This window comes from Streptomyces sp. NPDC001220 (assembly GCF_053597895.1).
Window position 1 is genome coordinate 272,702 of sequence record NZ_JBSFJE010000004.1, and the last position, 14,723, is coordinate 287,424.

General features: G+C 70.5%; 9 protein-coding genes. 2 read left to right on the top strand and 7 right to left on the bottom strand.

Annotated elements, in window-relative coordinates; translation table 11 throughout:
• Positions 1-76 precede the first annotated feature (76 nt).
• Entirely contained in the window at positions 77-1,252 is a 1,176-nt protein-coding gene (locus ACWDGI_RS11920; protein ID WP_450757915.1) for a PP2C family protein-serine/threonine phosphatase, read from the top strand.
• A 259-nt stretch (positions 1,253-1,511) separates the two neighbouring features.
• Here ACWDGI_RS11920 and ACWDGI_RS11925 read toward each other — a convergent pair whose 3' ends face one another.
• The 4 genes from ACWDGI_RS11925 to ACWDGI_RS11940 form a co-directional block, all read right to left on the bottom strand.
• Entirely contained in the window at positions 1,512-2,018 is a 507-nt protein-coding gene (locus tag ACWDGI_RS11925; RefSeq protein WP_450757917.1) for a MarR family winged helix-turn-helix transcriptional regulator, read from the bottom strand.
• Positions 2,019-2,188: 170 nt separating this feature from the next.
• Positions 2,189-2,674, bottom strand: a complete 486-nt coding sequence (locus ACWDGI_RS11930) for a lipocalin-like domain-containing protein (RefSeq protein ID WP_450757919.1) — start codon at positions 2,672-2,674, stop codon at positions 2,189-2,191.
• A gap of 74 nt (positions 2,675-2,748) precedes the next feature.
• Complete coding sequence (locus ACWDGI_RS11935; protein WP_450757921.1) at positions 2,749-4,326, bottom strand: aldehyde dehydrogenase (NADP(+)); 1,578 nt, start codon at positions 4,324-4,326, stop codon at positions 2,749-2,751.
• Complete coding sequence (locus ACWDGI_RS11940; RefSeq protein ID WP_450757923.1) at positions 4,323-4,952, bottom strand: isochorismatase family cysteine hydrolase; 630 nt, start codon at positions 4,950-4,952, stop codon at positions 4,323-4,325. Before ACWDGI_RS11940 ends, ACWDGI_RS11935 begins: the two co-directional genes overlap by 4 nt.
• A 170-nt stretch (positions 4,953-5,122) precedes the next feature.
• Between ACWDGI_RS11940 and ACWDGI_RS11945 the strand changes: the two genes are divergently transcribed.
• On the top strand, positions 5,123-5,725 hold the full coding sequence (locus ACWDGI_RS11945) for a TetR/AcrR family transcriptional regulator (RefSeq protein WP_450757925.1): 603 nt from the start codon (positions 5,123-5,125) through the stop codon (positions 5,723-5,725).
• 204 nt (positions 5,726-5,929) lie between these two features.
• Here the strand turns inward: ACWDGI_RS11945 and ACWDGI_RS11950 are convergent, their stop codons facing one another.
• The 3 genes from ACWDGI_RS11950 to ACWDGI_RS11960 form a co-directional block, all read right to left on the bottom strand.
• Positions 5,930-7,150, bottom strand: coding sequence for a metallophosphoesterase (locus ACWDGI_RS11950; RefSeq protein WP_450757927.1), 1,221 nt, complete (start codon positions 7,148-7,150; stop codon positions 5,930-5,932).
• Between the two features lie 369 nt (positions 7,151-7,519).
• Positions 7,520-7,879: a hypothetical protein gene (locus tag ACWDGI_RS11955; RefSeq protein ID WP_450757929.1), complete on the bottom strand. Its 360-nt coding sequence runs from the start codon at positions 7,877-7,879 to the stop codon at positions 7,520-7,522.
• Positions 7,876-14,352, bottom strand: a complete 6,477-nt coding sequence (locus ACWDGI_RS11960) for an RHS repeat-associated core domain-containing protein (protein ID WP_450757931.1) — start codon at positions 14,350-14,352, stop codon at positions 7,876-7,878. The genes ACWDGI_RS11955 and ACWDGI_RS11960 overlap by 4 nt, the downstream gene beginning before the upstream one ends.
• Positions 14,353-14,723: the final 371 nt, after the last annotated feature.

Below are 14,723 nucleotides of genomic sequence, written 5' to 3' on the forward strand. Positions count from 1 at the left end.
GACGCGGCTCTCGCGAAGCCCCGCCCACTCGGCCGGGCCCGCACGTTGCCGGAGAAAGAATGGTGCATTCCTCATCGTGAACAGATTCCAGACCGCTGAGCGTGCATTGCGCACAGCGGCTCCCCACGGGTTGCTCGACGCCGTCCGCGCCGTGCTGACCGAGCAGTACGGCGCGGAGGCCGTCGAGCTCTTCATGGCCGACTACGGCCTGACAGCACTGCAGCCGGTGTCGGTGCGGCCGCACAACCTGGTGCCGGTGCCGGTGCACGGCAGCCCGGCCGGGCGGGCCTTCGGTTCGCAGGAGCCCTACTGCGAAGAGGGCCAGGACCGGCGGATGCGCGTCCACCTGCCGGTCAGCGTGCGCGGCGACCGGCTCGGCGTGCTGTCCGTGACGCTGCCCGCCGGCGAGGCGGCACGCGGGTGCGTGTCCGAACTGGCCGAGATCGCCGACGTCCTGGCCCACGAGGTGCTCGTGGCCGAGCGCGACACGGACCTGTATCTCCAGGCCCGGCGCAAGGACCGGCTCACCCTGGCGGCCGAGATGCAGTGGCAGTTGCTGCCCGGTCGCTCCTGCACCCGGCCCGAGTACGACCTGGGCGGCCAGCTGGAGCCCGCCTACGCCGTCTTCGGCGACAACTTCGACTGGTCCGCCACCGCCGACCGTCTGATGCTGTACGTCACGAACGGCATGGGCGAGGGCATAGAGGCGGCTCTGCTGACCAGCCTCGCCATCAACGCCCTGCGCAACGCGCGCCGCGCCGGAATCTCCATCGCCGACCAGGCCGCCCTGGCCGACCAGGCCGTCTACGCCCACTACCGGGGCCACCGCTATCTGTCCGTCCTCATGTTCGACTTCGACCTGGACACCGGGCGGGTGAGTGTCGTGGACGCGGGCTCCCCGCAGCTCCTGCGGCTGCGCGGCGGGACCGTGGAACGTGTCCCCTTCGAGGCGCAACTGCCCCTGGGCATGTTCGAGGAGACGGACTACGTGGCGCAGGAGTTCGAGGTCGAGCCCGGAGACCGGCTCGTCTTCGTCAGCGACGGTGTCCACGCGGTGTACTCCCCGAAGGGCGAGGCGTACGGGGACCGGGCGCTGGCCCGGGCCATCCACTCCACCCGGCTGCTGCCCGCCGCCGAGGTACCCCGCGCCATCCTGCGCGAACTGGCGGGCCACCGGGGTGAGGCCGTCGTGGCCGAGGACGACGCCCTGGCCGTCTGTCTGGACTGGCGCGGGCGCCCCCGCCCGGCGTGACCCGGGAGGCGGGTCCCCGCCCGCCCCTGTGCCGCGCGAACGCCCGGCGGGACCGGCCGGCGACGAAGGGCCCGCTGCGCCGACGCGCCCCGACCGCACGGCGGGCGTCGTGCGCCGACGCGCCCCGACCGCACGGCAAACGCCGTGTGCCGACGCGCCCCGACCGCACGGCGGACGCCCTCCGTCCGCGGTCCCGGCCGGTACGGCCGCCGGTCCGTCCAGGCCGGCACCGCCGCCGGGGCCGACGCGCCGGGGCCGGTCAGGGGGCGCTGTCGTGTTGATCGTGCGCTGCGCGGTCCTGGGCGGCGGCCAGAAAGCCCTGGAGCCCTTGCCGGAGAGCCTCCCGCGCGGCCGGCTCCATGGACTCCAGCACGACGGCCAGGGCGCGAGCTCTGTGCGAGGCCATGTCGTCCAGTACCTGGTGGCCTTGCCGTGTCAGGAGCAGTCGTACCTCACGCCGTTTACGCGGATGCAGCACGCGCTCCAGCAGACCGGCCGCTTCCAGCCGGCCGCACAGCCGGCTGGCGGTCGGCAGCCCGATCTCCATGCCCACCGCCAGGGCGGTGAGGTTGAGGCCCGGCTCCTCCTCCAGGATCCGCAGTGCCCGCAGCTGGTGCGGCGACAGGCGCAGGTCCGTACTCCGCGCGGCGTCCGCCCACAGGCGGGTCAGACAGTCCACGGCCTCGGCCAGCGCCGAGGCGAGGGGGAGGGGACCGTCGCGCGGTCCGCCTGATCGTTCGTCCCTGGAGCCACTGAGACCAGTCACGGAGGCATCGCTTTCCGAATCCCGCTGCCATTGCGGGAATCACCTATGCAAACGCCGTACCCGAAGAACCGCCGGGCAAGCACCCTCCGGCCGGCCCGGTCCGGTCATCGCCCCAGCGCCGTGCGGGTATTGGGCAGGCCCGCGCATGCCGCAGGGGGTACCGGGCCGCCTCAGGCCAGTCTGCTCCACGTGAGTTCGGCCGTGCGGTCGGCGCCCCACAAGCGGGTGGGGGTGGCGACACGGAGGGTGAGGAGCGGGCCGTCGAAGCTCACCTGCCGGACCTGGGACCGTCCGATCCAGTTCGGGAAGAGGCTGGTCGTGACGTGGTGCTCGACGGTGGCCGGACCGACGACCTCGAACGGGCCGCCGTAGGCGAGGTAGCCGGCCGCCGCCCGGACCAGCTCGTCGGCGGCCGCGTCCTCAAGGCGTGCCGACCGCAGGGGCGGCCGGTCGCCGCGGCCCAGCTGGGCGGACATGTATCCCTGGGGGGTGTAGACGATCAGGCCGTACGGCGTGGGGCCGAGCGGGCTGATGACCTCCCCGTCGGTACTCGTGGCGGTGTACGACACGAGTCGCCAGGCGCCGAGCAGCCTCTCGCGGACCTCCTCACGCGCCGCGCGTTCGTTCTCCGCCGCCGTTCGGCCGGATCTGGACATGGCAGGGTCGCCTTTCGTTCCGGGGGAACGGACGGGCTCCGTCCGGGGAGGGCGGACGGAGCCCGTCCGGGTGGTCAGTGCCGGCCGGGTTCGCCGTCGACGAGCCGCCAGACGTGCAGCGGGTTCGCCTCGCGCAGCGGCTCCGGCAGGAGGTCGTCCGGGAAGTTCTGGTAGGTCACCGGACGGACGAACCGCTCGACCGCCCCCATGCCCACCGAGGTGAACCGGCTGTCGGAGGTCGCCGGGAACGGGCCGCCGTGGGTGGCGGCGTGGGAGACCTCCTGCGGGATCGAGAAGGCGTTGAACACGATGCGGCCGGTGCGCCGCTCCAGGATCGGCAGGAGCCGTTGGGCCGCCGCGCGGTCGGCGGTATCGGCGTGCAGGGTCGCCGAGAGCTGTCCACGGAAGGCGCGGGCCACCTCGAACAGCTGCTCCGCACCGGTCAGCCTCACCAACAGGACCGCCGGGCCGAAGACCTCCTCGCGCAGGGCGGGTTCGGCCAGCAGCTGCTCACCGGTGACCTCGTAGAGCAGGGATTGGCCCTCCCCGGCGCGGACCGGGTCCGTTCCGGTGCCGATCAGGGTGGCGCCGCCGTCCTCCATGCGCCGCGCGTTGCGGGTGTAGGAGTCGTGGATGCCGGGCGTGAGCATGGTCCGTGCGGCCGCCTTCCGCACCTCGGCGGTCGCGGCGTCCCGCAGTTCCCGGAAGCCGGGTCCGTCGACGGCGAGGAGGACGGCCGGCTTCAGGCAGGCCTGCCCGACGTTGTACATGGCGCGCTGCACCAGGCCCGCGCCGATCTCCGCGCCGCGGGCCGCCAGTGCCGCGGGCAGGACGAAGGTCGGGTTGACGCTGGTCATCTCGGTGAACACGGGGATGGGGTCGGGACGCCGCTGGGCCCGGCGGTAGAGGGCCATGCCGCCGCCCTCGGAGCCGGTGAAAGTGACCGCCCGGACCAGCGGATGGTCGACCAGCGCCTCGCCGATCTCGTTGCCGGCGCCGCGGACCAGGGAGAAGACCCCTTCGTGCAGTCCCGCCCCGGCGACCGCCTGCTGTATGACCCGGCCCTGGATCTCGGAGGCACCGGGGTGCGCGTTGTGGGCCTTGACGACGACGGGGCAGCCGGCGGCGAGCGCGGAGGCGGTGTCGCCGCCCACCACGGAGTAGGAGATCGGGAAGTTGCTGGCGCCGAAGATCACCACCGGTCCCAGGGCCACCTTCTGCAGCCGGTGGTCCATGCGCGGCGCGGGCCGGCGGTCCGGCAGCGCGGTGTCGACGGCCGCCTGGAGAAAGCGGCCCGCGCGGACGACGTCGGCGAACCTGCGGAACACGCCGGCGGTCCGCGCCGCCTCGCCTTCCAGCTGGGCGGCCGGCAGGCCGGTCTCCAGCGCGGTACGGGCGGCGAGCTCGTCCTTGACCGCCTCCAGCCCGTCCGCGACGAGGTCGAGGAACGCGGCCCGCTCGGCGAGTGAGGTGTGGCTGTAGCTGTCGAAGGCGTCGTCCGCGAGGCGGACCGCGCGGTCGACCTCGGCCGCGCCGCCGAAGGCGAACTCCGGCTCGACGAACTCCCCGGTGACGGGGTCGAGCGCCTTCATGGTTCCGGCGGTGGCGGGCACCCGGGCGGCGCCGATCAGCAGGTCTCCGGTCAGGGTCATGCGTGCGCTCCCTCGAACGCGGCGGTGAGTTCGTCCGCGGTGGTGATGGCGTGGGCGTAGGTGGGGCCGTTGAGCTCGTGCGCGGCGTGCATCATCGCGGGCTCGAAGGCGGCGGTGGCGTCGCGCACCAGCGTCACGTGATAGCCGAGCTCCATGGCGAACCGGCCGGTGGACTCGATGCAGGTGTTCGCCAGGAGTCCGACCAGCACGACGTGGGTGATGCCGTGCTGCTTGAGCTGGAAGTCCAGGTCGGTGTTGGCGAACCCGCTCTGCGCCCAGTGCTCCGCGATCACGACGTCGCCGGGGCGCGGCTGGAAGTCGGGGTGGAACTCCCCGCCCCAGGTGCCACGGGCGAAGCTGTGCCGCTCCATGATGCTGAGCTGGGTGGGGTTGGGGTGCGCCCACGTCTCGTAGTCGCCCGGCTCCCAGCGCCGGTGCGGGACGAACACCACACGTACGCCCGCCGCCCGGGCGGAGCCGACCACGGAGCGCAGGTGGTCCAGCAGGCCGATCTCGTGCGCCATGGACTCCAGGCGCGGCCAGATCTGGCCGCCTTCGGAGAGGAAGTCGTTGTAGGGGTCGATCAGTAGAACAGCCGTGCGACGTGGGTCATAGGTCTGGGACATGGTTCCAGCTCCAATCTGGCTGATGGTTGACATCCAGATTCAGGATTACGTCCGTCATCCTGAATGTCAAACGAATGCCCCCGGCACGTCTGTGAGGGCGCGGGTGTATGATGACCGTCATCCAGTTGCGCGAGGGCGCACCGCGTCGATCCAGGAGAGGTGGGGTCGGTATGGGCCACTCGCAGGCGGAGAAGGCGGCGAGCCGCGAACGGGTCCTCCGGATCGCCTCGCGCAAGGTCCGTACCGACGGCGTCGGCCGCCTCGGCATCGCGGACCTCATGAAGGAGGCCGGACTCACGCACGGCGGCTTCTACAAGCACTTCGCGTCACGTGACGACCTGGTCACCCAGGCCGCAGCCGCGGCCCTGTCCGAGGGCTCGGCGAAGATGGAGCGGGCCGCGCGGAAGAACGACCAGGACGCACGGGCCGGCCTCCTCGACGCGTATCTCGGGAAGCAGCACCGCGACACACCGGCCACCGGCTGCGCCCTGGTCCCGCTCGGCGCTGCGGCGGGACGCGACGGCACCGAGGGCGACCTCCACCTCAAGGACGCCTACGAGCGGCAGGTCCGCGCGTATCTGGACCTGATCGCGGGCCTGGACGACGACGCCACGGACGACGCCAGGGCCGAGGCCGTGCTCACGCTCAGCGCCATGGTCGGCGCCGTGCTCATGTCCCGGGCCGTGGCCGACGAGGACCTCTCCGACGAACTTCTGGAAACGGTCAACGACCAGCTCAAGCGGCGCGCCGGCACCCTGCCTCCGACCGCCTGACGCGTCCGCGGGTCAGCTCCCGTGACGAAGGACCGTGCCGGAGCGACGGGGCGGGAACACGGTGGCAGCGCCCGGCGGTCGCTGCTCCGTAGGCGGAGCGACCGCTTCGACCAGTGCTGCGGCGCGCGGTGCGGAGCCCGAGCACCTGGCCGGCTGGAGCTCCGGGCATCACGCCGAGACCCGACGCCACCAGGACACGTACGGCTACGGCGAGGTGGGCAGGTTCGGGGAGCGGAGCACGAGCAGGGTGATCTCGCTGGGGGCGAAGACGCGGAACGGCGGGCCCCAGAAGCCGGTGCCGCGGCTGGTGTAGAGGAGAGTGCGGCGGCCGTGGTGGCTGAGGCCGGCGAGCGCGGGCTGGTCGATGCGGACCAGGTGGTGGAAGGGCCAGATCTGGCCACCGTGGGTGTGGCCGGAGAGCTGGAGGTCGACGCCCTCGGCCGCCGCCCGGTCGACGAACTTGGGCTGGTGTGCCAGGAGCAGGACGGGCAGGTCGGGGTCGGCGCCGGCCAGAGCTCCGGCGAGATGGGCGCGGTGGCCTGCCAGGCCGGAGGACTCGGCGGTGACGTCGTCCACGCCGGCGACCACGAGGGTGTCGCCGCCGCGTTCGAGCAGCAGATGGCGGTTGCGGAGCGGCTCCCAGCCCAGCTCGTCCATCAGGTCGACCCAGCCCTGGGCCTCGCTGTAGTACTCGTGGTTGCCGGTGACGTACACCCGGGCCCGGGTGGCCCGCACGGTACCGAGTGGGACGGCCTGGTCGCGGCGGCGTTCGGCCGTGCCGTCCGCGATGTCGCCGGTGTGGCAGACCAGGTCGGCTTCCAGGGCGTTCACCGTCTCGCAGACCCGGGCCGACCAGCGAGCGCGATCGAGCGGGCCGTAGTGGGTGTCGGTGATGAGGACGACGCGCAGGCCGTCCAACCCGGCGCCCAGTCGCGGGAGTCGCACGTCGAGCCGGCGTACGCGCGGTACGCGGCGGGCCTCGGCGTACCCCCAGGCGAGCAGCACGGCGGAGACGCCGAGGACGGCCCAGGTGACGATTCGGGCCCGGTCCTGGCTCTCGCCGACGCCGGCCACGGTCAAGGCGAGCCGCAACAGGACGCCGATCAGCACGGACCAGGTGAACAGAACCCAGCTGGTGCCCAGCAGGGTGTCACCGATGATCGCCGCCCGGTCCTGCTGGCGCCGGCCGTGGCCGCGCACCATCGCGAGCGGCATACCGACGAGGCCGAGGGCGAACAGGGCGGTGCCGACCGGCGTGACCGGCAGCGGCCAGTGCTGGCCGCCGTACAGGAGCACCCAGCAGGGCACGGCCCACAGCAGGACGGGGGCGATCAGGGGGAGGTAGCGCATCAGGCGGAGCAGTGGGTTCTGCCGCGGTGCTTGCGCTTCACCCTCGGCGGGCCGGGTGTTGCTGGTGTCGGTCACGCTTCCCCTCCCTGACCGGGCTGCCGTCTCGCGCACTGTATCCGGTCGCCGTCGGGCCGACCGGACCGGCGGTCACGGGCGCGACTCCCTGGGGCGAAGGGTTCTCTGCGGGACGGCAGGACTCCGCCGCGGACACCTCCCTTGGCACGAGCCGCCATCAGCTCGACTCGGCCATGACCAGATGCAACCGTCGCGGGCCTGCCACTCGCGCATGCCGTCGACCTCGTGACTGACGAAGAACAGACCCCTGACCCGGTCGTCGTCCTCATCGGAGGCCGGAATCCGCGCCGACCCCTGATGCTGACGAGGACAGACCCATGACGATTGCTCTCCTACGCTCCAGGCGTCCTCGGGCGGACAAGGACGTGGCTACTGATCGTCGCGAACGGATTCCGCGACCTTTGAGCACACACCCGAAATGGTCATTTCCTCCTGCCCCACCTGGATGGAGTCGACGGAGTTCAGTAGATACTCGACTCTACCTGGAGAATGCACACACAATTCCCCGGCGACCCTGTCCAGGCCGTAGAAGACGATCCACTGCACATCCGACCCTGGAAATTGTTGTGATTCGACATCGCGAAACCAGCGATTGATCGCCTTCTGATCGGACAGAACCAGCTCGTACCGATGCCCGCCGGGGTACGGAGTTCGCTGCAACAGGCGTTGCGTGGCGGAGATCGGCAATTCAGCGCCGTCTACCACGAGTCTGACGGAGTCTTCGTTCATCGCAGCCTCACGAAATTAGCTCCAGGGATCGACGACTTGAACGTCGAGACACTGTCCGGCGCATACAGCGAGAGCTCGATATTGGTTTCCTCCTGAAAATCCGCGCGAATCTTGCCCAGCGTATCGCGAACCCAGCGTCCGTTACGGCCTTGAAGCACTGCCGGGTCGACCGAAACGAGCATGTCGAGGTCGGACTCGGCCGTAGGGCCACGGCCTCGGAAGGTGCTGCCCGCGCGGGATCCGAATACCTCGACCCCGTCCACCACCGGCCTGTCTCCCACCCGTAGTCCGTCCAGCCGGGCCATGACCCGGGAGAAGGCGGCTTCCGGAACCCCGATGAGGCCTGCCGCCTCGCCGCCGGCCGCGCCGGCCTCGGCCTCCTCACCTGCGGCGCCGGCAGCGGCGCCTTCACCGGAAGCGCCGGTCCCGGCCAGGAGCAGCGGCAGCATGTCGCAGAGCGTGCCCGCCGCGCAGGGGTTCTCGGGGATGTGACTGACGTCCGCCCAGGTGTGGTAGAAGTGCGAAAGTTCCAGGCATCCGCCCTGGGTCATGTCCTGGCTGCATCTCCCGCGGAAGTAGAGCTCGACATTGACCGCATAGGTGTACAGCGGGTTGTAGTCCCCTTCGTTCGCCATCTGCGCCACGCTGGGGTACTTCGGCTGGAACATCTGGACGGTCTTCAGGGGCGGGATCGGAATAGGGGTGGGACCGGTCCCCTGGCACCCGTCGCAGTAATGCTCGTTGTTGACGTCGGGGTTGCACCAGTGCGTGTCGCAGTAGTGGCTGGAACCCTTGTAATTGCTGGATTCCGGGTCGTTCTCCGAGTGGTAGTCGCCGTACGTACCGTTGCTGCCGGAGCAGTAGCTGGACGGATAGCAGGATTCGAGGCCGGTGGGGTCGCTGCCGGCGATGGGGTTGCCGGCGGCGTAGGCGTATCCGCCGAGTTGCTGTGGGCTGTTGGCTTCGAAGACGGGGTCGAGGCTGATGAAGCTGCCGAGCGTCGGGTCGTACTTGCGGGCGCCGATGTCGGTGTAGCCGGTGGAGGTGTCCTGGGGCTTGCCCAGGTAGGAGTGGGTGGGGTCGGGCCAGGTGGTGGTGTTGGTGCTGGAGCGGGGTTGGCCGTAGGGGGTGTACTGCTGACGGGCGACCTGCTGGGTGGTGGCGTCCATCGCCAGGGAGGCGGTGCCGTGCGGGTCGTTGAAGAGGTACTTCGTGCCTCCGCCCGCGAGGCTGGAGTGGACCGCCACAGGGGCACCCGAGCCGCCGTGGCTGTAGGTGCGGACGGCGCCGAGCAGCACGTTGGGGGTCACGCCGGTGTTGACGACGATCTCGGTGTCGCCGGCGAAGAGGGTGGTCTGGCCGGGGTCGCGGCGGATGAGCTGGTTGCCGTCGGCGTCGTAGAGGTACTTGGTGGTGGTGGGGCTGGTGCCGCCGGTGTCGACCTCGGCCAGGCGGCCTTCGTCGTCCCAGTTCAGGGTCTGGCCCGGTCCGGTGGTGGGGGTGCGGGTGTGGAGGTTGCCGGTCTCGTCGTAGCCGAACCTGGTCGGGTTGGTGCCGCCGGTGGTGGCGGTCAGGGTGTGCGGCTGGACACCGCTGGAGTTGCAGCCGGTGGTGCAGCCGTCGACGTAGGTCGTGGTGCTGGTGGTGCCCGATCCGCCGATGGCGTGGTCGACGCTCTGCTTGCGGTCGCCGACCGCGTCGTAGCTGAAGGACTGCCAGTACGAGCCGGCCGTGGTGGACAGGGTGCTGCTCGTCGGCGGGTTGGCCGCGCAGTTGTCCTTGGCGGTCCAGGCGTCGGTCAGCCGGTCCAGCGTGTCGTAGCTGTAGCACTGCTGGTCGGTGACGGTGTTGCCGGTCTCCGACTGCTGGTCGGTGGTGGAGGTGGGGTTGCCGACGGCGTCGTAGGTGTACTTCGTGTCGTCCACTGTCGGGCCGGGGGCCTGAGTCCGCTCCACGAGACGGTCGGTCGGCCGCCGGGTCTGGTCGTCGTAGCTGTACGTCGCCCAGGCGGGGTTCGTCGACGGGCCGAGAGTGACCCGGGACAGCTCACCGTAGTTGGTGTAGACGGTCGCGCCGACGTAGGTGTTGATGCTGCTGGCCGTGGTCGTCGGGTTGCCCAGTGCGTCCCGGCCGTAGGTGATGGTCTCGCTGTTCAGGCCCTGGGTGCGCGGGTCGGTCTGGGTCTTCAGCAGCTGGTCGTTGGCGGTGTACGTGTAGGTCGTGCTGTACGTCGACGGCAGCGGGGCCTCCGACGCGGGCAGCGTGATCTTCGTGCCGGTCGGCTTACCGAGGCTGGTGTAGCCGGTGGTGGCCACCGTGTACCCGTCGGTCGTGCCCTGGACGTAGCGGGTCGAGGAGGTCGGCAGGCCGATCCGGAGGGTGTCGTAGGTCCAGGAGGCGAACTCGAAGTTCGACTTGGCCTTGTCGGTGGCCGTGAGCTTGCGGCCCAGCAGGTCGTAGGTGTAGTCGAGTTCGACCTGCTTGGCGTCCGTGGTGGACGTCAGGTTGCCCGCGTCGTCGTAGCCGTAGCTGCTGCCGCCCGCGTCCGGGTCGGTCTGGGACTTCTTGTGGCCCAGCAGGTCGTAGCCGAAGTTCCACACGGCCTTGTCGGGACCGGTGACGCGGGTCTGCTGTCCGGCGCCGTTGTAACCGTAGGTGGTGGCTGAGGGGGTACCGCCGGTGGCGGTGAAGCCTGCGGCCGCGGACCCGCTCATCGACGGCGCGGTGGTGTACTGGTCGAGCTCGGTGGTCTGGCCGCGCGCGTTGACGACCGTGTTGGTGGCGACCCCGCCCTTGGGCGGCAGGACGATGGTCCTGTCCCCGGTGTAGGCGGTGGTCGTCGTCCAGGCCTTGGCCCCGTCGTGTTCCTCGGTGACCAGTCCGGCCCGGCCCTGTCCGTCGTAGTCCGTGACGGTGGTGTCGGGGATGGAGACCTGGGAGACCGATATCAGGCTGCTGCCGGGGCTGCCGGCCACGTTGTAGGCGTTGTTGGTGGCGACCGTCCAGCCGTGCGAGTCGTACTGGGTGTCCGAGACCGTGGCCGTGCTGTTCTCTGCCGTCGCCTGTGCCTGCAGCGGGCGCAGCATCGCGTCGTACAGCGTTTCGCTGGTCGCGTAACTACCGCTGTCCAGCAGCGTGTTGGAGGTGACGACCGGAGGGGCCGACTGGGACAGGGCGTAGGTGTAGGTCGTGTTCGCCGGTGCGCCGCCGGCCTTGCTCTGGTTGGGCAGCCATACACCGGTCATGCGGCCGAGCGCGTCATAGGTGAGCGAGGTGAGCAGGCCGGCCGCGTCCGTCTTGGATGTGGGCAGGTCCCGTGCCGGGTCCAGGGTGCTGCCGGTGAGCTGGCAGTCCTTGGACGAGACGGTCACCGTGGAGCAGTCCGTGCCCGGTGTGACCTGGGTGATGGTCGTGCTGCTCGTGGGGAGGGCGCCGGTGGCCGGGGTGTAGGAGGTGTAGACGGTCTGGGCGAGGCTCTTGCCGTCGGGGGAGACCGAGTGCGGAGTACGGGTGGCCTTGATGGTGCGGCCGTAGGAGTCGAAGGTGGTGGCGGCCTGGTCCACGAACGTGGTGGCAGTGGCGCCGCCGGCGGCGGACGCCTGCTGGTCCAGGGTGGCGTCGCCGAGCGTGGGGAGTGCCGGGTTCTGCTGGCCGTCGCCGTCGTAGGCGAAGGCGTTGTGGTCGTAGGAGGTACGGACGTCGGAGAGCAGGGTGCCGCTCGGGGTGGCGCCCGCGGTGGAGCAGTCCTGGGACGTGGAGATGACCTCTGCGGGCACCACCAGGGTGCTCGGGCTGCCGGTGAGGTAGCGGGTGAAGGTGCACTTGGCGACGTTGGCGCTGTCGGTGGGCTCGCCCCGGTCGTCGACCTGCACGGGCATGCCCGTGGTCGACTTGCCCAGCGTCCGGTTGTAGAAGTTGTCGGTCTCGGTCTTGCGCCAGCCGTACGACACCGCCTGGCGGGTCAGTGTCCTGGCGGGGCGGACCATCAGGGCCGTCAGGTCCGGCAGACCGCTGCGGTTGCGGCCGGCCGTGGGTCCGATGATCGTGGGCACGTTGACGACGGCCTTGACCAGACTGCCGCCGGAGGCGGAGTAGGTGTCGGTCTCGAAGGCCTGGCCGGCCAGCGCGTCGTCGTCCGCGACCGAGGTCGCGCCGTCCTGGCTGGTCAGATCCGGCACCGACCGGGTCTTGCCGCCGGGTAGCGTGTCGCCGTTCATGCCCAGGAAGTAGTACGACTTCGTGAGCGTCTTCTGGTCGTGCACCTTGGTGCCGTCGGTGTAGTGGAACACGTTCGGGTCACCGGTGGTGACGTCCACCTCCGGGTAGCCGCGGAACTGGCCCCAGGTGCGGTTCTTGGCCTTGACGACCTCGTTGTCGTCGTAGTGCCAGCCGGGGTTGCCCTTGTAGGCGTAGTCGGTCTCCAGCTCCGGCTGGGTGCCGTCCTGGTAGGAGTTGTGCGGGTCGGTGGTGACGACCGAGGTGACCTTGTACTTGTAGAACCAGTCCAGCCATGGCGCCGGCTGCCCGTCGGGCGTCCAGTACACGGGGAAGCAGGACAGGGTGTTGGTGGAGGCGAAGGCGCGGGCCGCCGCGTCGGTGGGGTCGTCCGGGTCGCTGGCCGGGGCGCTGGAGCAGTTCGGCCGGTCGTAGGTGACCGTCGTCTGCGCGCCGGCCTCGCTGGTGACCGTCTGGATCCGGTCGTGGTACATCAGCGGCATCTGCGGGATCGTGCCGACCCGGTTGGGCAGTTGCAGCGGCGGGTCGAAACTCACCGCCGGCGTCGAAGTGCTGCCCGACGCTCCGCCCAGGGTGTCCAGGCCCGTGTGCTGGACGGAGTCCAGCCACAGGGTGGGGGCGTGGTCGCCGCCGTCGGGGAAGGACTGGGTGAAGGTGTACTTGTCGACCTGCTTGGTCGTCCCGCCGGTCTGGATCTGGGTGGTGATCGAGGTCAGGCGCTTGCGCGACCAGAAACTCGGGCCGTGGTTGGTGCAGTTCGTCGAACCCGATGTGCAGTTCAGGTCCACCGGTACGTCCGGCCAGTACGCGGCGTTGGCGGGGGTGAACTGACTGTCGGCGCAGGTGTTGCCGGCCGGGGTTCCCGGTATGCAGCGCTCGGCGGTGTCGAAGAGGACCTGCTCCGGCGCCGTACCCGAGTAGATCGTCGTGGCGGTCATGCCGTAGTCGATCCGGGACAGGGTGCCGCCGCGCGTGTAGGCGACGGCGGTGTTCTTCGTGTCCGCGCCGTAGTAGCCGGTCTCCGGGCTGTAGTACCAGGCGGTGGCGTTGCCGTGCGAGTCCGCCACGTAGTCCAGGTTGAACCGGTAGCCCAGCGTGCAGGCCGTGTCGGCGAAGGTCGTGCTGTCCGGACACGCCGACACCCCGCTGTGCGCGTGGTACACGGGCTGGGTCCACACCGACTTGGTCTCGTCCTTGCCGCTGGACCAGCCCGGCAGCCGGTTCAGGCCGAAGAAGTACTGCACCCCCGCCTCGGTGACCTTGAAGTACTCCTTGTTGTCGGTGCCGTTAGTGGCACCGGTCAGGTCCTCGATCTTGGTGGTGGAGTCGTCGCCGGCCGGGTGGAAGGTCTTGGTGGCGTCGTCGTAGACGATGTCGGTGGACGTGCCGTTGAGCGAGAGGGTGAGGATCTGTCCCGCCCAGCAGGAATCACCGTCGTTGTCCGGGGCTCCGGAGGAGGAGTCGTCCTTGCAGGACTTGTAGGTGCGCTCGATGTAGTTCTCGGTGGAACTCCAGCCGTCACCCAGCCAGGAGGACTGGTTGTTGGTGCCGTCGGTGCGTGCGTCCTGGGCGGAGGAGTTGTAGGAAAGACCGACGTTCGGTGCCGCGCCGCCGGTCGCCGGGGGCACCGAGATGGGGTAGCTGTAGGTGAACGCGCCCGTGTTCCCCGACGTCGACCAGGAACCGCCCGGTGACAGGCTGGTCGCCGAGTAGTCGCCGGAGGAGCCCGACGCGCCGGAGGTCGCCGCCATGACCACCATGGCGCCGGACGATGCCGTGGCCGAGCGGGCGGCAGCGCCGGCTCCCGGACCGGACGGTGCTGCCGCGGGCACGGAGACCTGCGCGGACAGCGGCGTTCCCGGTGCGGTCCGCACCGCGGTCTGGGCCTGGCACTTGGCCAGCGTCGGCGTGGTCAGCGCGCACGCGGGCAGCCGGACCAGGTGCAGGCGCGCGGCGAAGTCACCGCCGAAGGCGTTGCGGAACGAGGAGTCGTCCACCCGCAGCGAGAGCTTCCCGCTGCCGGGGCCGGTGCGCCGCAGGGTGAAGAGCAGGCCGTGGACGCCGGCGGCGCGTGCGGTCTTCTGCTCCAGCACGGACACCCGCACGCGCTGCGAGCCGACGGCGGCGGACGAACCCGGCTGGGCACCCGGTGCCGGACCGAGCAGAACGGGCGTGGACCCCGCCCGGACCCGGGGCGCCCTGACCCCTTCGTGGGCGACCTCGGTGGGGAGTGTCACGTCCGCAAGGGCCGGCGCGGGCAGTTTCGCGTGCCCGGTGGGATCGAAGTGCTTGAACCGTTTGGGGGTGGACCCCCGCTTCGGTTTGACCCGAGTGAAGGGGATCCGTTTGTCGTGCGGAAGGGCGGAGGCCGACACCTGCCGCGGCCCCGACGGGGCCGCGGTGGCGGCCGTGGCCGGCAGGAGGCCGGCCACCAGGATGCCGACTGTCACCACTGCCGTGCGACTAGCGCTCCAGCCACCGCCGGCCGCCCAACCGCGTCTCCACCCCATGATGCGCGTCCCCCCGTCACCAAATTGCCCAAGTGCCCTTGGGACACAACTATTTGAGTGCACGTCAAAACGGGTGGACACACATCGGTCCCCCCCGC

Excerpts from the sequence above, each read along its gene's own strand:
- ACWDGI_RS11930 (WP_450757919.1), bottom strand. The coding sequence starts at position 2,674 with ATGTCCAGATCCGGCCGAACGGCGGCGGAGAACGAACGCGCGGCGCGT.
- ACWDGI_RS11935 (WP_450757921.1), bottom strand. The coding sequence starts at position 4,326 with ATGACCCTGACCGGAGACCTGCTGATCGGCGCCGCCCGGGTGCCCGCC.
- ACWDGI_RS11940 (WP_450757923.1), bottom strand. The coding sequence starts at position 4,952 with ATGTCCCAGACCTATGACCCACGTCGCACGGCTGTTCTACTGATCGAC.
- ACWDGI_RS11945 (WP_450757925.1), top strand. The coding sequence starts at position 5,123 with ATGGGCCACTCGCAGGCGGAGAAGGCGGCGAGCCGCGAACGGGTCCTC.
- ACWDGI_RS11955 (WP_450757929.1), bottom strand. The coding sequence starts at position 7,879 with ATGAACGAAGACTCCGTCAGACTCGTGGTAGACGGCGCTGAATTGCCG.